This is a genomic window from Deltaproteobacteria bacterium (assembly GCA_003696105.1).
Classification (GTDB): Bacteria; Myxococcota_A; Polyangia; order Haliangiales; family J016; genus J016.
Genome location: RFGE01000099.1, coordinates 1 through 22332 on the forward strand (window position 1 = coordinate 1; position 22332 = coordinate 22332).

Annotated in this window: 19 protein-coding genes; 13 read left to right on the top strand and 6 right to left on the bottom strand. The window is 72.0% G+C overall.

The window, feature by feature from the left end:
- Nucleotides 1–156: tryptophan synthase subunit alpha (locus tag D6689_06610; protein ID RMH42911.1), on the top strand; the 156-nt coding region annotated here is incomplete at its 5' end.
- 5 nt (nt 157–161) lie between these two features.
- Here the strand turns inward: D6689_06610 and D6689_06615 are convergent.
- Together D6689_06615 and D6689_06620 are read right to left on the bottom strand one after the other, a co-directional pair.
- Nucleotides 162–788: a DUF721 domain-containing protein gene (locus D6689_06615; GenBank protein RMH42933.1), complete on the bottom strand. Its 627-nt coding sequence runs from the start codon at nt 786–788 to the stop codon at nt 162–164.
- Nucleotides 686–1309 (bottom strand): hypothetical protein, encoded by a 624-nt coding sequence (locus D6689_06620; GenBank protein ID RMH42912.1) that lies wholly within the window; start codon nt 1307–1309, stop codon nt 686–688. The genes D6689_06615 and D6689_06620 overlap by 103 nt, the downstream gene beginning before the upstream one ends.
- A gap of 130 nt (nt 1310–1439) precedes the next feature.
- On the opposite strand from D6689_06620, the gene D6689_06625 reads away from it, so the two are divergent.
- A complete protein-coding gene (locus D6689_06625; protein ID RMH42913.1) occupies nt 1440–2165 on the top strand; it encodes a polyprenol monophosphomannose synthase in 726 nt (241 codons plus the stop codon).
- A 15-nt stretch (nt 2166–2180) separates the two neighbouring features.
- On the opposite strand, the gene D6689_06630 is transcribed toward D6689_06625, so the two are convergent.
- Both D6689_06630 and D6689_06635 read right to left on the bottom strand, forming a co-directional pair.
- Nucleotides 2181–2681, bottom strand: coding sequence for a hypothetical protein (locus tag D6689_06630; GenBank protein RMH42914.1), 501 nt, complete (start codon nt 2679–2681; stop codon nt 2181–2183).
- A gap of 86 nt (nt 2682–2767) precedes the next feature.
- Complete coding sequence (locus D6689_06635) at nt 2768–2950, bottom strand: hypothetical protein (protein RMH42915.1); 183 nt, start codon at nt 2948–2950, stop codon at nt 2768–2770.
- A 346-nt stretch (nt 2951–3296) separates the two neighbouring features.
- Here D6689_06635 and D6689_06640 point away from each other — a divergent pair, with 346 nt between their 5' ends.
- Genes D6689_06640 through D6689_06650 form a run of 3 tightly spaced genes read left to right on the top strand, consistent with a single transcriptional unit; the run spans nt 3297 to nt 7089 of the window.
- On the top strand, nt 3297–5351 hold the full coding sequence (locus D6689_06640; GenBank protein RMH42916.1) for a sensor histidine kinase: 2055 nt from the start codon (nt 3297–3299) through the stop codon (nt 5349–5351).
- Complete coding sequence (locus D6689_06645) at nt 5348–6034, top strand: DNA-binding response regulator (protein ID RMH42917.1); 687 nt, start codon at nt 5348–5350, stop codon at nt 6032–6034. The genes D6689_06640 and D6689_06645 overlap by 4 nt, the downstream gene beginning before the upstream one ends.
- On the top strand, nt 6031–7089 hold the full coding sequence (locus D6689_06650) for a hypothetical protein (protein ID RMH42918.1): 1059 nt from the start codon (nt 6031–6033) through the stop codon (nt 7087–7089). Before D6689_06645 ends, D6689_06650 begins: the two co-directional genes overlap by 4 nt.
- Before the next feature lie 104 nt (nt 7090–7193).
- Here D6689_06650 and D6689_06655 read toward each other — a convergent pair whose 3' ends face one another.
- Nucleotides 7194–9077, bottom strand: coding sequence for a hypothetical protein (locus D6689_06655; protein ID RMH42919.1), 1884 nt, complete (start codon nt 9075–9077; stop codon nt 7194–7196).
- A gap of 148 nt (nt 9078–9225) precedes the next feature.
- On the opposite strand from D6689_06655, the gene D6689_06660 reads away from it, so the two are divergent.
- From D6689_06660 to D6689_06690, 7 genes are all read left to right on the top strand, one after another.
- Nucleotides 9226–10098, top strand: coding sequence for an aminotransferase (locus tag D6689_06660; GenBank protein ID RMH42920.1), 873 nt, complete (start codon nt 9226–9228; stop codon nt 10096–10098).
- A gap of 22 nt (nt 10099–10120) precedes the next feature.
- Entirely contained in the window at nt 10121–11509 is a 1389-nt protein-coding gene (locus D6689_06665; protein RMH42921.1) for a hypothetical protein, read from the top strand.
- 2 nt (nt 11510–11511) lie between these two features.
- A complete protein-coding gene (locus D6689_06670; protein RMH42922.1) occupies nt 11512–11730 on the top strand; it encodes a hypothetical protein in 219 nt (72 codons plus the stop codon).
- Between the two features lie 92 nt (nt 11731–11822).
- Nucleotides 11823–12503: an HAD family hydrolase gene (locus D6689_06675; protein ID RMH42923.1), complete on the top strand. Its 681-nt coding sequence runs from the start codon at nt 11823–11825 to the stop codon at nt 12501–12503.
- A gap of 7 nt (nt 12504–12510) precedes the next feature.
- Complete coding sequence (locus D6689_06680; GenBank protein ID RMH42924.1) at nt 12511–14121, top strand: DUF2088 domain-containing protein; 1611 nt, start codon at nt 12511–12513, stop codon at nt 14119–14121.
- Nucleotides 14121–18572 (top strand): AMP-dependent synthetase, encoded by a 4452-nt coding sequence (locus D6689_06685; GenBank protein RMH42925.1) that lies wholly within the window; start codon nt 14121–14123, stop codon nt 18570–18572. Before D6689_06680 ends, D6689_06685 begins: the two co-directional genes overlap by 1 nt.
- The gene (locus D6689_06690) at nt 18569–19558 is read left to right on the top strand and encodes an NAD-dependent epimerase/dehydratase family protein (GenBank protein RMH42926.1); all 990 of its coding nucleotides are present in this window, start codon (nt 18569–18571) and stop codon (nt 19556–19558) included. Before D6689_06685 ends, D6689_06690 begins: the two co-directional genes overlap by 4 nt.
- Here the strand turns inward: D6689_06690 and D6689_06695 are convergent.
- Nucleotides 19534–19944 (bottom strand): hypothetical protein, encoded by a 411-nt coding sequence (locus D6689_06695; GenBank protein ID RMH42927.1) that lies wholly within the window; start codon nt 19942–19944, stop codon nt 19534–19536. The two genes, D6689_06690 and D6689_06695, sit on opposite strands and share 25 nt — an antisense overlap.
- A gap of 185 nt (nt 19945–20129) precedes the next feature.
- Here D6689_06695 and D6689_06700 point away from each other — a divergent pair, with 185 nt between their 5' ends.
- A complete protein-coding gene (locus tag D6689_06700; GenBank protein RMH42928.1) occupies nt 20130–22193 on the top strand; it encodes a hypothetical protein in 2064 nt (687 codons plus the stop codon).
- Nucleotides 22194–22332: the final 139 nt, after the last annotated feature.

Consider the following 22332-nt stretch of genomic DNA (forward strand, 5'->3'; position numbering starts at 1 on the left):
CCGTCGGCCGACGCGGCGCGGGTCGCCGCCTCGGCCGACGGCGTCGTCGTCGGCCGCGCGCTCGTCCAGCGCATCGTCGACGCCGGCGATGCGGGCGCGCCGGCCGCGGTCGCCGCGTTCGTGCGCGAGCTGCGCGCGGCTATCGACGCCGGCTGACGCGCCTACAGGCCGAGCTTGATGCGCGCCTCGCGGATCGCGGCGCGCAGCTCGGCGTCCTCGATCGCCGCCGTGTCCCGCTCGATCTGCGCCAGCGCCGCGCCGGTGGCGGGCGTCGGCCGATAGCGCCGGCGCGGGCGCGGCGCGAACACCCGGCGCGCGAGGGCGGCGACCACATCGTCGGCGTCCCGGTTGCGGCGCGCGCCGATGTGCAGCCGCAACGACCGCACCAGCGGCGGGTCGCCGGCGACTTCGTTGGCGCGGCGGACGATGTCCGCCTCGAGGAAGGTGAGCTCTTGCAGCCACGCCGAGTTCGCGACGCGCACCCACAACGTCCCGTCGCGCAAGCCGTCGGGCCACGTGCGGGCCGCGACGCGGTCGCCGACGATGTCGGACCACCGCAAGACGATCTCGTGCTCGCGCACGTCGCGGTCGACCCCGTAGCCGGTCAGGATTCGGTCGACGAGCTCCGCGACCCCACGCGTGTCGCCGGCGCGGCGCCGGCGCTCGTGCCAGCCCAGGCGGCGGGTCACGACTGCCGCAACCGCCGCACCAGCTCGCGCAGCCGCCGCGAACCGCCGCTGTCGCGGTAGATGAACTTGAGCCCGGTGCTGCCGTTGGGCAGGTGGTATGTGGCCTTGCCCGAGATCGACAGCGGGCTCACCGCGCCCGGCGGCGTGATCTCGAGGATGATGTCCGCGTCGATCGGCAGCGGCTCGCGGGTCGACAGCAACGCTCCGCCGACGCTGATCTCCGTGAGGTCCGCGTCGATCATCTCCGGGTCGCCGTCGGCCAGGCGATACCGCACCGGCACGGCGACCGGCAGGCGCGTGTGGCGCCGGCGCGGCGTCGGCTTGCGCTCGCCGGAGATGGTCTCGACGATGAAGTCGCGCTTCTCGGCCTCCTCCGAGTCGAACTCGACGGTGGCGCCGGCGCGCACGCGCAGGCGGGGCAGGGCGGGGCGCCACGCGCGCACGGCGCCGCGGATGAGCACCTTGTTCGGCAGCGCCGGCACGCTCAGCTCGACGATCACCGGCGCGCCGACCTGCATCGGCGACGTGGTGGGGCAAAACAGGCCGCCGTTGGGCAGATCCGGCTGGTAGTGCTCCTGGAATTCCGACCGCGTGCGGAACCTGACCTTGAGGATCTGCATCGGGGTTGCCCTCCATCACGCTACCACACCGCACCCTCATTTCGGGCATCGGGCCGCATTCTCGCTGCGATGTCACGGAGTTGTGGGCCGGCGTGATCCCGGCGCGGCGCCGTTGTATCGTGCCGGCGCCATGGCGGCCGACCCCGAGCGCGCCCTCATCGTGGTGCCCACCTACAACGAGCGGGACAACATCGAACGCGTCGTCGATGCGTTCCTGGCGCCCGTACCGGAGGCGGAACTGCTGTTCGTGGACGACGCGTCGCCCGACGGCACGGGCGAGCTGGCCGACGCGCTCGCGCGGGACAACCCGCGGGTCCACGTCCTGCACCGGGCCGGCAAGCTCGGGCTCGGCACCGCCTATATCGAAGGCTTCCGGTGGGGGCTGGCCCGCGGCTACGACTACCTGCTCGAGATGGACGCGGACTTCAGCCACGATCCGCGCTACCTGCCGGAGCTGCTGGCCCGGGCGCGCGCCGGCGCCGACATGGTGGTCGGCTCGCGCTACACGCCGGGCGGCGGCACCGAGAACTGGGGCCTCGGCCGGCGTATGCTCAGCCGGTTCGGCGGCCTGTACGCCCGCACGGTGCTGGGCGTGCCGATTCGGGACATGACCGCGGGCTTCATCTGCTATCGACGCGCGACGCTGGAGCGGATCGATCTCGATGGGGTCCGGTCCAACGGCTACAGCTTCCAGATCGAGATGAAATACCGGGTGGTGAAGGCGGGGATGCGCGTCGAGGAGGTGCCGATCGTGTTCGTCGACCGGCGCGTCGGCCAGTCCAAGATGTCGCGCGCGATCGTCGCCGAGGCACTGCTGGTGTGCTGGAAGCTGCGCCTGTCGCGCATCGGCCGGTAGGCGGCAGCGGCGCCGTCAACGCACCGGCGGCGCCGGTGGCGTCGGCTCGCGCAGCGACTGCGCGGCGAGGGCGGCCAGCAGCGCCGCGCCGCAAAACAGCGGCGCGCCGAACGCGCCCAAGCCGACCGCGACGACGAACGCGTCCCCCAGTTCGGTCGACGAGCCGAACACGACCGCCGCGGCCGTCACCAGCGCGTCGCCGAGCAGGGCTCCGCGGAATGCCTCCCGCCGCTCGCGCACGGCACCTCGATTGGACATCATCGTCACGATGAAGCCGGCGAACGCGGCCGCCAGCGGCCCCGCGGGCAGCGACGGCAGCATGCCGAAGATGATGCGCGCAGACGCCCACACCGCCGCAGTCAGCACGCCGACGAGCACGACGTGCAAGGTTCGCACGCGGGTCGGCGCGTCGACCGACTCGACGTAGCTCCAGTCGATCGGAGGAAGTTCGGCGAGGCAATTCGAGCACGCGCTCTGGGTCACGGCGTCGTTGGCCGTGCCACAGTTCGGACACACGGTCGTGTAGATGTCGCTGGCACCCGATCGTCAATGGAGTCGCTGACGGTCCGTCGGAGCCTGTCGGTGGATCGGCGCAGCCGTGGTCAGTCCACCCGGTGGATGACGCCGGCCTCCTCGAGTGCGTGATCGCGGCCTTCCGACACCGCCTGCCGAAACGCGGTGATGACGTCGGCGCGGAAGCGAGACCCGGCCCCGGCGGCGATCTCGGGTGGGGATCGGGTCGATGCCGCCGTCGTCGAGGGAATCGGCCGGCCGTGCGCCGCCACGCGCGGCCGCAGGCGCCGGCTCGCCGGAAGTCGGCGAAGGGTGCGCGAGGGAAGCAGGTCTCGAAGGGTGCGAAATACCGTGCAGGCCCATGCCGTCGTTCTCCTGTGTTCGTCTCTGTTTTTCGCCGGGATGCCGTCGTTGCGTGCCCGCGCCGTCGCGGGACGCGTCGCGCGGCCCGAACGGCGTCTAATACCGGTGAAAGGTATCGGCGCGGCGCGCGCACGGTTGCGTGGCCGTGCGACGGAACGTGCGGGCGGCCGCTGGCGACTTCGACCCGCGAGCGGGGCGGCCGGGGCGGTGGCGACCGGCGGGCGCGATCGCCGCGGTCGAGTACACTGACCGGCGATGCGTCCGGGTGCCCGTCGCGCCGCCGTCGGCCTCGCGTCGATCGCCGCCGTCCTGCTGCCGGCGGCCGGGCTGGCGTACCTCGGCGTCGGGTCGTACCGCGCCGACCGCGGCCTGGTGGCGCGCCGGCTCGCCGAGCACCAGCGGGCGGCCGAGCAGGTGGCGGCCGCGGTGCTCGCGCGACTCGAGGCGGCGGTCGACGCGGTCGCCGCGGCGCTCGCCGACGCCGAGGGGCCGTTGACGCCGAACGCGCTCGCCTCGCTGCGCGCGGCACACCCGCTGGCGCGGCACCCGTTTTACGTCGGTCCCGACGGCCGACTGCGCTACGCGGTGCCCAACCCGCTGGCGCCCGCCGCCGATCCGCCGGACGTGGGGCCGGCGCTGGCGTTTTCGTCGCCGCGCGCCGCAGGGCGACGCCGCCGGCAGCTCGCCGACGCGCATCGCCGCGAACTGGCGCTGTGCGGCGGGGCGGGGCCGGCCGGGTGTGCGCTGCGCGCGCGCGACGTGGCCGACGTGACGCGCGCATACGCGGCGCTGGCCGACGCCGACGACACCGGGCCCGAGGCGCTGTTGGCGCTCGCGCGGCTCCGGCGGGCGACGGGCGACGCCGGCGGGGCGGTCGCCGCGTACGATGCGCTCGCGCGGCGCTTCGGCCACCGCGTGGACGACGAGGGCGTGTCGTACGCGCTGTGGGCCGCGGTCGGCCGGGCGCGACACGGCGGCGAGGGCGCGCGCCGCGCGGTGCTCGAGGCCATCTTGGCGGGCCGGTACCGCGCACCACCGGATGCCTTGCTCGCGATCGCCGAGGACTTGCGCCGCGCCGTCGACGGCGACGCGGATCTCGCGGCCATCGACGCGGCGCTCGCGCGCGCCCGCGGCCACGCGCGACTCGTGGCCACTCTCGAGTCGGACGCCGACAGCGTGGTGCGCACGGCCGGCGCCGCGCTGCGCGGGCGGCCGTCGCTGCGCGACCCGGCGCGCACGTTGGTCTACCGGCGCGAGCCGAGCGGGGCGATCGTCGGTCTCGCGGTCGACGACGCGCTGCTGTCGGCGGTGGCTGCCGAAGAGCCGATCCCGGTGACCGATCCGGCGCCGACGACGCGCGCGATCGTCCAGCGCGTCGGCGATCCGGTGCCCGCGTCGCTGCGCGCGTTTTCGACCGCCGGGTTCGGCGCCGCGCTGCCGCACCTGACCGTGTCGGTGGTCAACGACCGCGCCATGCCCGACCCGCTCGACGCGATCGTGCGCGAGCGCGGCCGGCGCCACCTGATGCTCACGGGCGGGCTGATCGGATTGTTGATGCTCGGACTGGTCGCCACGATCCGCAGCGCCGCGCGCGAACGCGAGCTGGCGCGGCTCAAGAGCGACTTCGTGTCGACGGTGAGCCACGAGCTCAAGACGCCGCTCACGTCGATTCGCATGTTCGCCGAAATGCTGCAGCAGGGCGTCGCGGGCGGCGATCGAGCGCGCGAGGCGCGCTACCACGACATCCTCGTCCAGGAGAGCGAGCGGCTCGGCCTGCTGATCGCGAACGTCCTCGATTACGCCCAGATCGAGCGCGGCACGCGCCGCTATACGGTCGAGTCGCGTGCCGTCGACGAGGTCGCGCGCGAGGCGGTCGATACGTTCGCGCGCCTGCGCGAGGGCGACGCGTCGCGCATCGAGTTCGCGGTCGAGCCGGATGCGGCGGGCGCCCGCGCAGCGATCGATACCGCGGTCGTCGTGCAATCGTTGCTCAACCTGCTGGCCAACGCCGCCAAGTACGGCGGCGCGACTGCGCCGATCGAGGTGCGCGTGCACCGCAGTGCGCCCGGATGGATCGGCGTGTCGGTGCGCGACCGCGGCCCGGGGATTCCGCGCAGACATCACGCCGCCATCTTCCGGGAGTTCTATCGCGCGCCGGAGGCGTACGCGGCGGGAGTGGAGGGCACCGGACTCGGACTCGCACTCGTCAAACGCCACGTCGAGGCGCTCGGCGGTCGCGTCGAGCTGGTGAGCGCGGTCGGTCGCGGCTCGACGTTTTCCATTCTGCTTCCCGAGGAGGTCGGCGCATGACGCGCATCCTGGTCGTCGAGGACGACGCATCGATCCGGCTCGGGCTCGAGGACACCCTGCGCGCCAAGGGGTACGAGGTCGACTCGGTCGGTCGCGCCGCCGACGGCCTCGCGGCGGCCCGCGCGCAGCCGCCCGACTTGATCGTGCTCGACGTCATGCTGCCCGACGGGGACGGGTTCGACGTGTGCCGGCAAATCAAAGCGGCGCGGCCCCCGCTCCGCGACGTGCCGATCATCATGCTCACCGCGCGCGGCGCCGAACTCGACCGCGTGCGCGGGCTCGAGCTGGGTGCGGACGACTACGTGACCAAGCCGTTTTCGCTGATGGAACTGCTGGCGCGTGTCGCGGCGGTGCTGCGCCGCGCCGGCCGCGAACCTGACGCTCTGGCGTTCGGCGACGTCCACGTCGACTTCGCGCGCCAGCGGGCGACGAAGGCGGGGCGGCCGGTCGACCTGCCGGCGCGCGCGTTCGCGATCCTCAAGGTGTTCGCGCGCCGGCCCGGCGAGGTCGTCGCGCGCGACGTGCTGCTCGACGAGGCGTGGGGCTACGACAAGATGCCGAACACGCGCACGGTCGACAACCACATCGTCAAGCTGCGGCGGGCGCTCGAGGACGACCCCGAACACCCCCGCTACCTGCAGACCGTACACGGCGTCGGCTATCGGCTGGAGGTGGACTCGTGACCGCTCGGCCGCATGACAAAATCGTGACAACGTTTTGCAAGCCGGTGACAACGGCGGCGCGGGAGAATGCTATTCCGATCGACGGGCAAGGCGAGGTCGCCGGCGTCGGGTCGCATCCGGCTCGGCGCCGGCGAAGCGCCGTCGCGGCGGTCGCGCTGGCACTCGCCGCCGGCTGCAGCGGTCGCTCCGGCGCTCCGCGCGCCCCGGGCGGCTCGGCGCCGGCGAAGGCGGTCGCGCCCGAGGCCGCGCCGGCGGTCGCGCCGGCGGTCGCGCCGGAAGTCGCTCGCTACTACGCGGGCTACGTGGCCGAGGTGATCGACGGCGACGCGCGCGCGGCCGAGGCGGCCTATCGCGAGGTCGCCCGTGCGCCCGATCCGCTGCGTGCGCCGACCGCGGCGCGCGCGGCGCTGCGGCTGGCGCAACTCGAGGCGTGGCGCGGCAACCGTCGCGAGGCGGTCGAGCTGGTCGCGCGCGCGCAGGCGGTCGGCGGCAACGACCGCGCCCTGCTCGCGCGGGCCGACCAGCTCCAGGACGACATCGCGTTGGTCACCGGCGGCGGCGCGGCCGACGTGCGCGGCCCGCCGCTCGGCGCCCAACTGCCGGGCGTGTCGCCCGACGCCGCTGCGCTGTTCGCGCGCGCCGAAACCCTGGCCAGCGCGTTCTACCGGGTCGACGTGCGACCGCGCATCGAGGATCCGCAGGCCGGCGACCGCGCGCGGCTGCGCGCGGCGGAGGCGGCGATGCGGGCGTATGGCGCCGTCATCGATCTCGGCGAGCCGGCGGCGACCGTGGCCGCGGAGTTTCGCATCGGCTCGCTGTACCACGACCTGGCGCTCGCGCTGGTCGCCGAGCTGCCGGCCGAGCTGAGCGACCGGCGAGCGATCGCGCGGTTGCGCCAGCAACAAGCGGCGCGCAGCGGGCGCTATCTGCGCGCGGCGCGCGCGGCGTACCGCCGGTCGCTGGCGACCGAGGAGACGCCCGCCGGCCGCCGCTGGCGCCGGGCGGCGGCGGCCGCGCTCGCCTCGGTGGAGGTGCTGCTCGCCGGCGCGCCGTAGCGCCGCGCTCGCCGGCGCACCGTAGCGCCGCGGGCGCCGGCGCACCGTTGCGCCGCGCTCGCCGGTCACGCGGCCGGCGCGCGGCGGCGGCCGGCGCGGTCGCGTCACAGCCGCTCGCGGACCGCGGCGGGCAGGACGCCGCGGTAGCGGAACGCGTCCGGCAGCCACGACATCGGCGCGATCTCGCGGCGGCCGAGGCGCAGCCGCCCGCGCCGCGCCACCGCGTCGGCGGCCTCGCGCGCCGCCGCGGCCAACCGCGGGTGCACGTCCGGGTCGGCGGCGACCGCGCGCAGGTCGGCCAGCGCGTCGTCCGCCGCGCCGCGGTGCGCGGCGAGCCGGCCGCACAGGTAGCGCGCCAGCCGCGCGCGCGGGCCGTCCCACGTGTGCGCGCGCGCCGACGCCGCCGCTCGCTCGGCGGCGTCGTAGCGCCCGGCGCGCACCTCCCACAGGGCGAGCGCGACGCGCAGCGCGGGGTTGTCGGGGTCGAGCGCGATCGCGCGCCGGCACAGTCGCGCGGCGGCGTCCGCGTCGTCGCGGTATTCGAACGCGGCGCGCGCCTCGTTGTACAGCCGCTCGGCGTCGACCAGCGCGCCGTGTGTACCGCGGTCGATGCCGCCGGCGAGCGTGACGACCGGCGCGTCGGCCAGCGCGTCCGGATCGAACGCGTCGAGCATCGGCAGCTCGACGTATGCGTTTTGCGACACCGGCGCCGGGCCGCGTGCGACGAACATGCGGCCGCGGTCCGGCGCCAACACCGCGCTGGTGACGTTGTGGCTGGCCGATACGACGTTCGGCGTGCTGCGCACGCGGCCCGACACCGGATCGACCTTGTCGCCGAGAATCGCGATCGCGCCGGCGACGTCGAGCGCGCCGCCGGCCGCCTCGATGAGGGCGACGACCCGATCGTAGCGGGCCCGCGTGTCCGCCGACACCGTCTCGTTGAGGTCGAGTTCGTGTGCGCGCGTCGCGTCCTGCGTCCAGTGGTTGGTGGTGACGTGGTACGAGCCGGTGGCGCGGCGGGTCGCCGCGGCGGCCCAACACAGCTCGAACGTGGCGGCTTGCCGGCGGCGCATGTCGACCGCGTGGTAGCTCCAGCCGGCGGCGGGCCGCTCGGCGTGCAGCATGCGCTCGGCGTCGGCGAGCGACGTGGCGTCGCGGAGGACCTGCTGGCCGACGAAGAACAGCGGCAGACCGGTCTCCGAAGTGGTTGCGCACGGAACCGTGTGGCACGCCAGGTACAGGCCCGCCTCGTTGAACCCGACGGTGCCGGCGTTGTGGACGCCGGCCGACGTGATGGACACGTAGCGCTGGCCGCCGTCGGTCGGTTCGAAGTAGATGACGGTCGGGTGGGCGTCGAAGTAGCCGGTGAGCGGGTAGTCGGTGTTGCGGCCGACGAGTAGCTCGCCGCCCGCCGTCGCGTCGCCCCACGCGGCGAACGAGGTGCACTGCGCCGGATCGGAGCCGATCGCGAGGTCGGTCGCCTTGCCGAGCAGCGTCTGCGCGCACTCCGGCGCGAGCGCCGCGCGCAGAAGGGTCGCCATCGGCACGCCGGCGCCCTCGCTGAGGCCGTACGCCTCGGCCAGCGCGTCGTCGCCGCGGTCGCGCGCCCGCTCGAGCCCGCGACGCAACATGCGCTCGGCGATCGCGAGGTCGGCATAGGCGGACACGACGGTCGCCAGCGGCTCGCCGACGCTCGCGCGAACGGCGTTGCGGCACACGCGCGCGGCCGCCTGCAGCGTGCCGCACGCGATCTCGTCGCGCAGCAGGCGGCCGTGTTGGAACGCCATCTCGAACCGGTCGCCGCGCAGGTGCAGCACGCACACGCCGCCGCGCCGCCACAGCCGCGCCCGGTGGAATACCGCGCCGCCGTCGGGGGTCGGGCGAACGGGCTCGTCGTACAGATCGGCGTAGCGGCGGCGCCAGGCGGCCGGCACGCGAAGCGGCGCGGCGGGCACGGCGGTGCGGCGCAGGGTGCGGGCAGCGGTCATGGCTTCCTCCGGGGGCACGGGACCGCGCCGGCGGCGGTCATCTCCTCACTCAGGACAGCGCCGGCGCGAGCGGGACGCAAGCAACCGAGGTTGCGCGCGGCCGCGCGGCTTGCCGGCACCGGACCGCTGGCGTACCGTCGGGCCGGCGATGGCCGTCAAGGTGTGGATCAACGGCACGGTGTTCGACGAAGCGGACGCGAAGGTGTCCGTGTTCGACCGCGGGTTTCTGTACGGCGACTCGGTCTACGAGGTGTTGCGCACCTCGGGCGGCCGGCCGGTGGACCTGGAACCGCACCTGGACCGCTTGGGCCGATCCGCGGCGGGGCTGATGTTGCCGATGCCGCCGCTGGACCTGCTGCGCGGCGCGCTGGCCGAAACGCTGGCCGCGGCCGCCAACGCCGAGGCCTACGTGCGCATCGTCCTCACCCGCGGCGCCGGGGAGATCGGCCTCGATACGGCGCTGGCGGAAAATCCGCTGCGCATCGTGATCGTGCGGCCGCTGGCGCGCCCGCCGGCCGAGCTGTACGAGCGCGGCGCGACGCTGCAGATCGTCCACGTGGTGCGCACGTCGCCGCGCGCGATCGACCCCGGCGTCAAGTCCGGTAACTACCTCAACAGCATCCTCGCGCTGGCCGAGGCGCGCCGCGCGGGTGCGTACGAGGCGCTCATGTGTGACGCCCACGGCCGCGTCGCCGAGGGCAGCTCGTCGAACGTGTTCGTCGTGCGCGGCGGCGTGGTCGCGACGCCTCCGGTCGACGTCGGCATCTTGCGCGGCATCACGCGCGAGCGCGTGATCGAACTCGCGCGGGCCGAGGGGATCGACGTGCGCGAGCAGCCGCTTTTGCCCGACGACGTGCGCGCGGCCGACGAGGTGTTCATCACCAGCTCGATCCGCGGCGTCCTGCCGATCCGCGCGGTAGACGGCCGGCCGGTGGGGCGGGAGTGCCCCGGCCCGGTGACCCGGCGGCTGATGCGCGCGTACGACGGCTTCCTCGACCGCGTCGCCCGCGGCGAGGCGTGACGCGGGTATACTGGCCGCGCCGATGGACGCCCGAGTCCGCACGCTGCGCGATCGCGCGCAACAAGCCGTCGACCGCGGCAAGTACGCCAAGGCGCTCGAGGCGTACCGCGAACTCGAGGAGATCGACCCCGGCGAGGGGGACTGGCCGCGGCGCGCGGCGGAGTGCCATCGCCGGCTCGGCGATCGCGACGGTGCCGTCGCGGCGCTGCTGCGGGGCGCCGACCGCTACGCGCGCGCCGGGTTCATCGTCAAGGCGGTCGCGCTGTGCAAGCGCGTGCTCGCACTCGCCCCCGACCACCCGGACGCGCTGCACGCGCTGGCCGAGTATTCGGCGGCCCGCGGCATCCCCTACGCCCCGCGCCAGGCCGCCGCGGAGCCGCCGGCCGAACGACCGCGGACGCTGCCGCCCGGCGGCGCCCTCGAGGACGTGGACCTGGCCCGGGTGGTGCCGGACGCGGCGCCGGTTCGCCCGGTCGCCGAGGACGACTCGGGCATCTACGTGATCCCGCTCGACGACGCGGACCTCATCGAGGTCGCGGCGGCCGACGATGCCGCCCGCGCCGCGGCGCGGGATGCGCTGCCCCGCACGCCGCTGTTTTCGGACCTGTCACCCGATCTGCTGTCGGCGCTCGTCGACCGATGCGAACTGGTCGAACTCGACGCGCGCGACGTCGTGTTCCGCCAGGGCGATGTCGCCGACGCGCTGTACGTCGTCGCCGACGGCGCGGTGGCGGTGTTCGCCGAGGGGCCCCCGCGGGTGCAACTCGACGCGCTCGGCGAGGGGGCGTTCTTCGGCGAGATCGGGCTGCTTACGCGCACGCCGCGGCGCGCGACGGTGGAGTGCACCGAGGACCGCACGGCGCTGCTGCGCATCGGCGTGGACGCGATTGGCGACCTGATCGACCGCGAACCGCGCGTGTTGCGCGTGCTGCTGCGATTCGTCCGCGACCGACTGATCGACGCGCTCGTCAAGACGAGCCCGCTGTTCGCGCCGTTCGCCGGGCCGCAGCGGGCGGAGCTGGCGGCGCGGTTCCGGTTCGTCGAGATCGAGCGCGGCGCCGTGCTGGTGGAGCAGGGCGCGCGCGCCGACGGCCTGTACGTGTTGCTCGCCGGCCGCGCCGAGGTCGTCCGCGACGGCGGCGACGGGCCGCACCGGCTGGCGACGCTGGAGGCCGGCGACCTGTGCGGCGAGATGTCGCTGCTCGCGCGCGAGCCGGCCGTCGCGACCGTCCGTGCGACGACCAAGTGCTTCGCGCTCGCGATGCCGGCCGAGGCATTCCGCGAGGTGATCATGACCCATCCGCAGGTGCTCGCGTTCGTGGGCGACCTGGCCGACCAGCGGCGGCGCGCCAACGCCGCCATTGCCGGCGGCTCCGGCGACTACGCCGAGGGCCGCGTGGAGCTCGTGTAACGATGAGGATTCCGGCCTGGCTCGCGATCGCCGTCGCGGCGGTCGTGATCGCGTTTGGACTGTACCGGCTGAGGTTGTTCGCGCTCGGTGCCGAGCGCTACGCCGCGCTGCGCGACCGCGGGATGATGTACCGCATCCCGCGGCGCAATCACCTGTTCATCGGCATCGTGTTCTGCGCGCTCGGCACGTGGCTGTTGCTGCAGGCCCTGGGCGTCGTATAGACGCGGGGCCTGCAATTCCAACGGGTTCCGCGGGTCGGCGGGCGCGATTGACAACGCCTGCCGATTGCGGAAATGTGTCCCGCTCGAGCCCGATGGCCGCACCGAAACGCACGAATTCCGCCGCGTTCTACGACGTGGACGGCACGCTCATCCGGACGAACATCGTCCACTCGTTCGCGTATTACGCGGCGCGCCAGCCGTCGCTGTACCGTTCGGCCAAGGAGACGGTGCGCACGGCGCTGTCCATCCCGCTGTTCCTGGCGTCCGACAAGGTGTCGCGCAAGTGGTTCAACGCGCTGTTCTACAAGCGCTACGCCGGCGTGTCCGAGGACCGGCTCGTGACGCTGGCCGAGGAACTCTATGAAGATGTGATCAAGCCCGCGATCTTCCCGGGCGCGCGCGACCTGATCGAGGAGTCCCGACGGGCCGGCTGCCGCCAGGTGCTGGTGAGCGGCGCGCTCGACTTCACCCTGCGGCCGCTGGCGGCCGACCTCGGGATGGACGACCTGATCGCCAACCGCCTCGAGTTCTCGAACGGATATGCGACCGGCAAGCTCGCCAAGCCGTTCGTCGCCGGACCGACCAAGGCCCAGATCATCCGCGACTACGCCGCCCGCCACGGCATCGACCTGGCCGACAGCTACGCCTACTCCGACAGCTATTCCGACGTCCCGATGCTCGCCGTGTGCGGGCGCCCGACCGCCGTCAACGCGGACCGCCGGCTGCGCGCGGTGGCGCGTTCCTACGATTGGCCGGTCATCGACCTGAACTGAGGTACCCATGCGAGCCATTCGACCCCGCGGCCGCGCCGGTTCTCGCGAGCACGTCGTCACCATCGACAGCGACTCCGCGCCGCGCATCCTGTTTTACGGCGAGAACTTCCTGCTGGAAGACCTGCCGATCGGCACTCGGGTCATCTATCCGAAGCGGCCGCTCGCCGGTGTGCCCAACCCAGTCGCGACCATCCGTTACGCGCTCAACCACCCGTTCGACATGCCCCCGCTGCACGCGCTGCTCGAGCCCGGCATGAAGGTGACCATCGCGGTGGACGACATCTCGCTGCCGCTGCCGATGATGCGCAAACCGGACATCCGCCAGACCGTGCTCGAGATCGTGTGCGAGATGCTCGCCGACCACGGCGTCGACGACGTCCACATCATCATCGCCACGTCCCTGCACCGGCGGATGCACGACCACGAGATCAAGCGCATGGTCGGCCCGCGGGTGTGGAAAGAGTACTGGCCCGACCGGCTGTACAACCACGACGCCTGCGATCCCGACGGTATGGTCGTGCTCGGCAAGACGGCGCACGGCGAACTCGTCGAGACCAACCGGCGCGCCGCCGAGAGCGACCTGGTCATTTACGTCAACCTGAATCTGGTCCCGATGGACGGCGGCCACAAATCGGTCGGCGTCGGCCTGTGCGGCTACGAGAGCCTCAAGGCGCACCACACGCCGAAGGCGATCGTCGAGTCGGACTCGTTCATGCACCCGGACCGCTCCGCTCTCGCGCACTCGGTCAACCGCATCGGCCGCGTGTGCGAGGAGCACATGAAGATCTTCCACATCGAGACGGTGCTCAACAACCGCATGTTCGAGGGGCCGCTCGACTTCCTGATGAAGAACGAAGACGAGTTCACGGAGACGGACCGGCTCAAGTTCGAAGGGATCAAGTGGACCCTCGACAAGATGCCGTTCGCCGCCCGCCGCGAGATCTTCATGCGAACGCCGGCGGCGTACGAGCTGATCGCGTGCTACGCCGGCGCGTGCGAGCCGGTCCACGAGCGCACGCTCGACAAGTGCTACGAGCAATACTGCATCGAGGTGGAAGGGCAGGCCGATATTCTCATTTCCGGCATTCCCTACATCTCGCCCTACAACGTCAACTCGAAGGCGCTCAACCCGTTGCTGGTACAAGTGATGGCGCTCGGCTACTTCTATCACATGTATCGGCACAAGCCGCTGCTCAAGGACGGCGGCGTGCTCATCGTGACGCACCCGTGCAGCGACCGATTCGACCCGGACCACCATCCGTCGTACATCGAGTTCTTCAATCGGCTGCTGCCCGAGACGCGCGACGCCTACACGCTCGAGACCAAATACCAGGACGAGTTCGCCTACAATCCGAGCTACGTCGAGCTGTACCGGCGCGGCAACGCCTACCACGGGGCGCACCCGTTTTACATGTGGTACTGGGGACAGCGCGGGCGCGAAAAGTGCGGCCGCGTCATCGTCGTCGGCGCCGACAACACGACCGTCCCGGAGCTGCTCGGCTGGGAGACGGCCGACACGCTGGCCGAGGCGATCGCGATGGGCCGGTCGACCATGGGCCGCAGCGCGCAGATCACGATGCTGCACCACCCGCCGATTCTGATGACCGACGTGCTGTGATGGGCGAGCCGTTCGACGTCGAACAGACCCTCGACGGGCGCAATCTGTGCCTGATCGGCGCCACCGGCTTCGTCGGCAAGGTGGCGCTGTCGATGCTGCTGGCCCGCTATCCGAACCTCGGTAAGGTCTTCGTCGTGTGCCGGCCCGGCGCCGGCAACAGCGCGGAGGAGCGGTTTTTCTCCAAGGTCGTGCGGTCCGAGGCGTTCGACCCGCTGCGGGACCAGTACGGGGACGACTTCGAGGCGTTTTTGCGCGACAAGTGCGTGCCGATCGCCGGAGACATCGGCCGACCGCTCGCCAACTTCGACGACGATCAGTTCGCCGCGTTCGAGCGCGCCGGCGGGCTCGACGTGCTCGTCAACTCCGCCGGCCTGGTCACGTTCACGCCGTCGCTCGAAAGCGCGATCCGCATCAATACCCGCGGCGCGCTGCACGTGCTCGAGGCGGCCAAGAAGGCCGGCGCGGCCTTGCTGCACGTGTCGACCTGCTTCGTGTGCGGCGAGCGCGACGGCGCGGTGTTCGAGGACGAGCCGGTCGTCGGCTACTTTCCCCGCCAAGACGAGTTGCGCGACGACGACTTCGACGCGGAGGCCGAGCTGGCCGACTGCCAGCGCCTGATCGACCAGATTCGCGAGCGCGCCAACGATCGCGCGCACATCTCGGAGTTTCGCGAGCGCGCTGCCGAGCAGCTCGAGCGCGAGGGGCGCGACCCGGACGACCCGGCCAACCTGCGGCTGGCGGTCGCGCGCCAGCGCAAGATGTGGATCCACGAACGGCTCACCGCACTCGGCTACGAACGCGCGCGCCACTGGGGGTGGACCAACACGTACACCTACACGAAGTCGCTCGGCGAACAGCTCATTTTGCGCGACAAGGAGGTGCGCGCCGCGATCGTGCGGCCGGCGGTGGTCGAATCGGCCATCGAGTATCCGTTTCCAGGGTGGAACGAGGGGTTCAACACGACCGCCCCGCTCACCTATCTCGTGCTCAAGGGGCACCGCAATCTGGTCGCGAGCAAGGACGTCGCGCTGGACATCGTGCCGGTCGACTTCGTCGCCGGCGGCATCATCGCGGTGACCGCGGCGCTGATCGCGAACCGCGCCGAGCCGGTGTACCAGATCGGCACCAGCGGCGAGAACCCGGTGTCGTCGCGGCGGCTCGGCGAACTCATCGGGTTGGCGGTCCGCAAGCACCACCTCGACAACGCCAAGGACGGCAACGCGTTCGTCAACAAGCTCAGGGCCCGGCTCGAGGTGAACATCGTGTCTCCCGAGCAGTTCAATCGGCGGTCGGCGCCGGCCATCAAACGCGTGGTCGACGGAGTCAGCGAAGCGATCGACCGCTGGTTGCCCCGGTGGGGCGCGCCGCGGCTGCACGCGCTGGCCGAGCGGGCGCAAGACGAACTGGCGCGGCTGTCGCAGTTCACCGGCCAGGTGAGCGAACTCGAACAGCTGTTCCGGCCGTTCACGTGGGACAACTCGCCGATCTTCAAGACGGACAACCTCACCGCGTTGCACGCCCAAATGACGCCGGCGGACCAGGCGAGGCTGCCGTGGAATCCCAAGGGCATCGACTGGCGCGACTACTGGCTCAACGTCCACTTCCCGGGCCTCAAACAGTGGGTGTTCCCGGTACTCGACGACGAGTTTGGCCCCAAACCGCGGTCGGTGTACACCTACAAAGACCTGTTCGAGCTGTTCGATGCGACGACGAAGTTGCATCGGCACCGGACGGCGCTGCGGCTGCTGAGGACGACGGGCGACGACCGGGAGCCGGACGTCTACACGTACGAGCGCATCAAGGACATGGTGCTGCGGGCGGCGGCCGCGCTGCGCGAGCGGGGCGTGCAGACCGACGACCGCGTCATGTTGCTGTCGGAGAATCGCCCGGAATGGGCGATCGCTTACTTCGGCATTCTGTATGCCGACGGCATCGCGGTGCCGGTGGATGCGCAGTTGTCGCTCGACGAGATCGTCAATCTACTGCGCGCGTCGGAGGCGTCGGTTCTCGTGATCTCGCCCAAGCAGGCGCGGCGCCTCACCGGTGGCGACGAGGACGACGACCGGCCGGTCGACGCCGGAGTCCTCGCCGATGTCGCGGACCGGCTCGCTGCGCGCGGCGTCGACTCGATCGTCGTCGAACAGGTCGGTGCGTTGCTCGACGAGCCGGCGATGGCGCCCGGGGCGGTGCAGCCGACCCGGCGAGGCGACCGCGTCGCGTCGATCATCTACACGAGCGGCACGACCGGACAGCCGAAGGGGGTGATGCTCACCCACAAGAACCTCACGTCGATGGTCGCCAAGCTCGCGTCCATCTTCCGCCTGTACAAGCACGATCACCTGCTGAGCGTGCTGCCGCTGCACCACACGTTCGAGTTCACCGTCGGCCTGCTCATGCCGCTGATGCGCGGCGCGCAGGTGACGTATCTCGACGAGCTGTCGCCCGACGCGCTCAACGCAGCGTTCGACGAGGGCAACATCACCGGGATGGTCGGCGTGCCGGCGCTGTGGCAGGCGTTGCACCGAAAAATCCACGAGCCGGTGCGGGATGCGGGACCGATCGCGGAACGCCTGTTCGACGCGGTCGTCGACCTCAACCGCAAGCTGCGCGACAAGGCGCCGTACGGGATCAATCCGGGGCGGTTCTTGTTCTTCCCCGTCCACGGCAAGCTCGGCGGGCGCATGCGCATCCTGATCAGCGGCGGCTCATCGCTGCCCGAGGACGTCCACAAGACCTTCCTCGGCCTCGGGTTCAAGCTGTACGAGGGATACGGCATGACCGAGTCGTCGCCGGTGCTCACCGTGCAGCGCCCCGGCGACAAGATTCCGATCGGCAGCGTCGGGCGGCCGCTGCCCGGCATCAGCATCAAGATTCACGACCCGGACGAACGCGGCGTCGGCGAGATCATCGCGCAGGGGCCGAACGTGATGAAGGGCTACTTCGGCAACGACGACGCGACGCGGGCGGTCCTGCGCGACGGGTGGCTGCACACCGGCGACCTCGGCCGGTTCGACGAGGATGGCAACTTGTACATCGTCGGCCGCAAGAAGGAGATGATCCTGGGGCCGAGCGGCGAGAACGTCTACCCGGACGAGCTCGAAGATCTGTACGGCGACTCGCCCTACATCAAGGAATTGTCGATCGTCGGACTGCCGACCGCGGACGGCGCCGAGACGGTGGCGTGCCTGTGCGTGCCCGACTACGACGCGGACGAAGCACTGTCGCGCGCCGAGATCCGCGACAAGGTCCGCGACCACTTCCGCGACGTGTCGGCGAAGCTGCCGTACTACAAGCGAGTGAAAGTGTTGCACCTGTGGGACCACGAGCTGCCGCGCACGTCGACGCGTAAGGTCAAGCGCCGCGAAGTCGTGGCGGAACTCGAGCGGCTCGAACGCGCGGTCGGCGGCGCCAAGCGGCCGGCGGCCGGCGCCGACGCCAGTGACACCGCGTGGGTGCGCGACGTGATCGCGCAGGTCGCGCAGAAGCCGCGCGCCAAGGTCACGCCGGACGTGCGGCTCGAGGACCTCGGCTTCGACTCGCTGATGTACACGGAGTTCGCCGTGGCGCTCGAGGCCGCCGGCCTCGAGGTGCCGGATCCGAGCGAGATCAACCACCTCGAAACCGTGGCCGACGTCGAGCGCTACGTGCGCGGCAAAAAACGCCACGCCAAGCCGATCAAGCGGGCGAAGGCGACGGACGGCGCGCAGGAGGGCGAGGAGATCGAGGTCCCGGAGCCGGTCGCGCGGCTCGGCCGGCGCGTGTTGCGCTTCGGCCAACGCTCCCTGTACGAGCGGGTGTTCGACACGAAGGTGACCGGTCGCGCGTTCGTGCCGCCGTACGGCGGTTGGATCGTCGTCGCCAACCACTCGAGCCACCTGGACATGGGGTTGGTCAAACACGCGCTCGGCGACCAGGGGGAGCTTCTGGTGGCGCTCGCGGCCAAGGACTACTTCTTCGACGATCCGATCCGCCGCGCGTACTTCGAAAACTTCACCAACCTGGTGCCGATGGAGCGGCACGGGTCGCTGCGAGAATCGCTGCGGATGGCGTCCGACGTGATCCGCCAGGGCTACATCCTGCTGATCTTCCCCGAGGGAACGCGCAGCACCACCGGCGTCATGACCGACTTCAAGCCGTCCATCGGCTTCCTCGCGCTGCACAACAAGTGTGGCATCCTGCCGATGTTCCTCGCCGGCACGCACGACGCGATGCCCAAGGGCTCGTTCGTACCGAAACGGCGCGACCTGTCGGCCCACATCGGCCCGTTTGTCGACTACGATCAGGTGGCGAAGCTGGCCGAGGGCAAGGTGCGCGCCGACGCGTACCGGACGATCGCGGTGGAGATGGAGCGGCGCGTGCGGTCGCTGGCGCCCGCGTCGCACCTGTGGGCGCTCGGCGACGCCGGCCGGCTGGCGGTGGCGGACTTCGACGCGCGGGAGGCGCGCCGATGAGCCGCCGGGTGCTGGTCACCGGGGGCACCGGCTTCCTCGGCGAGCATGTCGTCCGCCAGCTCGTCGGCGCGGGCGACTGGGACGTCCGCGTGGTGGCGCGCTCGCACTCGCCGGTGCTCGACGCGCTCGACGTCGAGGTCATCCGGGCCGACGTGACGTGTGACGATGCCGAACTGGCGCGCGCCCTCGACGGCTGCGATGGCGTGTTCCACCTCGCGGGCCTCGTCTCGCGCGACCCCGACGACGGTCAGTTGATGATGCGCATCCACGTCGACGGTACCCGCAAGGTGCTGCGTGCCGCGGCCGCCGCCGGTGTTCCGCGCGTGGTCGTCGCGTCGACCTCGGGCACCGTCGCCGTCGCCCACGACGACACGCCGCGCGACGAGACGGCGCCGTACGCCACCGAGATCGTCGCGCGCTGGCCCTACTACCTGTCGAAGATCTATCAGGAGAAGGAAGCGTTCGCGCTCGGCGACGAACTCGCCATCGAGGTCGTGTGCGTCAATCCGAGCCTCCTGCTCGGCCCCGGCGACCGCCGCGTGTCGTCCACCGGCGACGTGCAGCGGTTCCTCAACCGCCAGATTCCGGTCGTGCCCAAGGGCGGCATGAACTTCGTCGACGTGCGCGATGCCGCCGCCGCGACGATCGCGGCGATGGACCGCGGCACGGCGGGCGAGCGCTACCTGCTCGGCGGTCCGAACTGGACCGTCGAGGAGTTCTTCGGCCGGCTGTCGCGGATCGCGAAGGTGCCGCCGCCGCGGCTGCGGCTGCCGTCCCGGCTACAGCGCGCCGGGGCGAGCGTGCTCGAGCGGGTCTACAAGCGCTTCGACCGGACGCCCCCGGTGGACCGCCAGTCGGTGGAAATGGGCGAGGTGTTCTGGTACGTGGACGCGTCCAAGGCGCGGCGCGAGCTGGGGTTCGACCCGCGCGAGCCGGCGGAGACGCTCGTCGATACGGTCCGCTACTTGCGCGAGGGGACCGTGTGATCCGGCGCCCGCGGAGACGCCAGCTCCGGAGGCACAACCAGCTCGAGGTCGTCCGGCAGCACCGTCGCGCCGTCGGCGGCCGGTTCGGCGCACGGCCGGAAGGTCACGACCTGGCGGCCGTCCGGTAACCGATCGATGTGCGCGCTGCCGCAGTCGGCCGGCGGCGTCGCGACCGGCGCGATCGCCGGCGCCGGAGCGACGCGCAGCGCGCGCAGGCGCGCGGCGTCGTGGGCCATGCGGGCGCGCAACAGCAGCGCCGACGCCGCGATCGCGAAGAACATGGCCGCTGACGCGACGAGCATGACGCCGATGCCGCTGCTCGTCCGCGCAGGCAGTTCGACTTCCCGGCGAAGCTTCGGCGACGTGGGCTCCATCAAGTCGACCATAGCAGGGCCGGGCGCCCGGTTGTCGCGAAATTGTCGGCGCCACCGCGGGCGCGCGGGACGCGGGCCCCGGCCACGGCGGCGACCACCGGCTAGCCGAGTGGCCGGGATCGCCGACCCCGGAGCGACGGCAACGCGGCGAAACTTGGTTCGCCGCCGACGGCACGCATCGTGCTGGAGGCCCCGGCATGTCGATCCGCCGCCTGCTTCCCGCCCTCGTCCTGTCGTCTGCCGTCGCCGCCGCCGCGTGCGATCCGGGGGGCGAGCCCGCCTCGCCGGACGAGGAGTTCGGCATGGACGGGCCGGTGTCTCCGCTGCCGCCGCCCGGCAAGGCCGACAGCTTCGAGCGGCGCGGCCTGTGGGTGAACACCGACACGCGGCGCACGCAGGTGTGGACCGCGCGCAACCGGTGGGAGGACACCGACACGCCGGCTGCGCGCAAGGCGGGCATTGCGTGGCCGGCCAACTCGGGCCTCACGTGGGACGAGAAGTACGCGCTGTGGATCGACTCGATGCAGCGCACCGCCGGCACGAGTTACTACGACACCTTCATTCTCACGACGCCCTGGGGCAAACAGCTGCCGGCGCCGGCGCTCGAATGCGCGGAAGCGTCCATCTTCCTGCGGATCACGTTCGCCGCGTGGTACGAGCTGCCGTTCTTCATGGAGGCGGTCGACCGCCACGGCAACCGGATCTTCTTCGGTCACAACGGGGTCCGCACCGCCGCCGGCCGCTACGCGAACACGCCGGAGTTCGCCGTTCGTTACCGCGACTACAGCGACATGGACGTCGACGACGCGCTGGCCGACTGGCCGCACGACGACAGCCTGCGGCGCCGCAAGCTGTGGGGCGGCACCGACGAGCAGGACATGTTGCGCGACGGCGCGACGTTCGGCGAGTACCTCGACGAAATTCACCTCAACAAGCGCGCCGGCCACTTCACGATGCTCGCGCTCGGCTACCTCGGGTCGGTCAATCTGGCCGACTCGGCCAACACGTACAACATCGTGCCGGACGCGGTGCGCCCGGGCGACACGCTGCTCGAGCGATGGCAGCGGCACGGGATCGGGCACACCCTGGTCGTCAAGCAGGTCACGCCGATCGGCGAGGGCAACCTCGACGTGACGGTCGTGTCCGGCTCGATGCCGCGGCGCCAGCCGAAGTGGGAGTCCGGTGTCGCGTCGAAACGGTATTTCACCGACCCGCGCACGGGCGGGCGGGGCACCAACTACGAGGGCGACGAGTACGCCAAGCTCGGCGGTGGCCTCAAGCGCTGGCGGGTCACCAAGAACGTCGGCGGCTACTGGACCAACACGTTCATGCGCGGCGACGAGGCCCACTGGATCAACAGCACCGACACCGAGCGGATCGCGGCGCGGCCCGAGCAGTTCGAGCGCTTGCTCGGCGAGGTGTCGCCGGAGGACCAGCGCGACGCGCTGCTCGCGTTGATCGAGGACCGGCGCGCGCACCTGCGCAACTACCCGGCGTCGTGCGCGGCGCGGGAGGCGCGCGAGGGCGCGTTCCGCGAGCTGTACGACCTGGCGGCCCGCGAGTGGGGCATGACCGCCGCCGACGTCGATGCCCGGTACCGGACGCTCGACGACTACGTGTTCGCGGAACTCGAGTACACCCGGAGCAAGACGTGCTGCTGGAACTCGACGACGCCGGCGATGTACGAGATCGTCATGGACTACGCGCGCGCCGAGCAGGCGGAGGCGGAGGCCGAGGGCGTGTGCCGGGCGCCGACGCCGTTCATGAGCCACGCCGACGGCTACGAGCGGTGGCGCGACTTCGCCGAGCAGACCGGCCGCGGCGCCGCGTGGCGGCCGTGGAGCGAGGACGAGTCGTGCCCGCAGCGCGACGTGGCGGCCGATACGCTGCGCCCCGCGGACGGCGCCGACTTTTGCGCCGTGTCCCCCGGGGAGGGCGGCGCCGACGACTGCGCGGACGCATACGAGCCGAACCCGTCCGCGGACGAGGCGCCGGTGCTCGAGCCGGGGGCGCACGACGGCCTGCGCATCTGCGACGGCGACCGCGACTGGTTCCGCATCCCGAACGGCGGGACGGTGCGCATCTCGTTTTCCCACGCCGAGGGGGATCTCGACCTGAAGGCCTACGACGCGGGCGGCCGTCAAGTGGCGGTGTCCCAGTCCGTGTCGGACGTCGAGGAGGTGGCGGTGCCGGCGGGCGGCGCGGTCGAGGTGTACGGCTACAACGGCGCCACGGCGGCCTACCGAATCGAGTTGCGCTAGGAAGCGGTTGCGCATCGCTGCGCCGGCGGGGTTGCGGGACGCGAGGCGAGGTTCGGCGCGCGCCCGCCGCGTACGAGGGCCCGTATAACCATACGGAACGGAAGGGCGCGGGGACGGACGCCGGCGATCGCCCGCACAT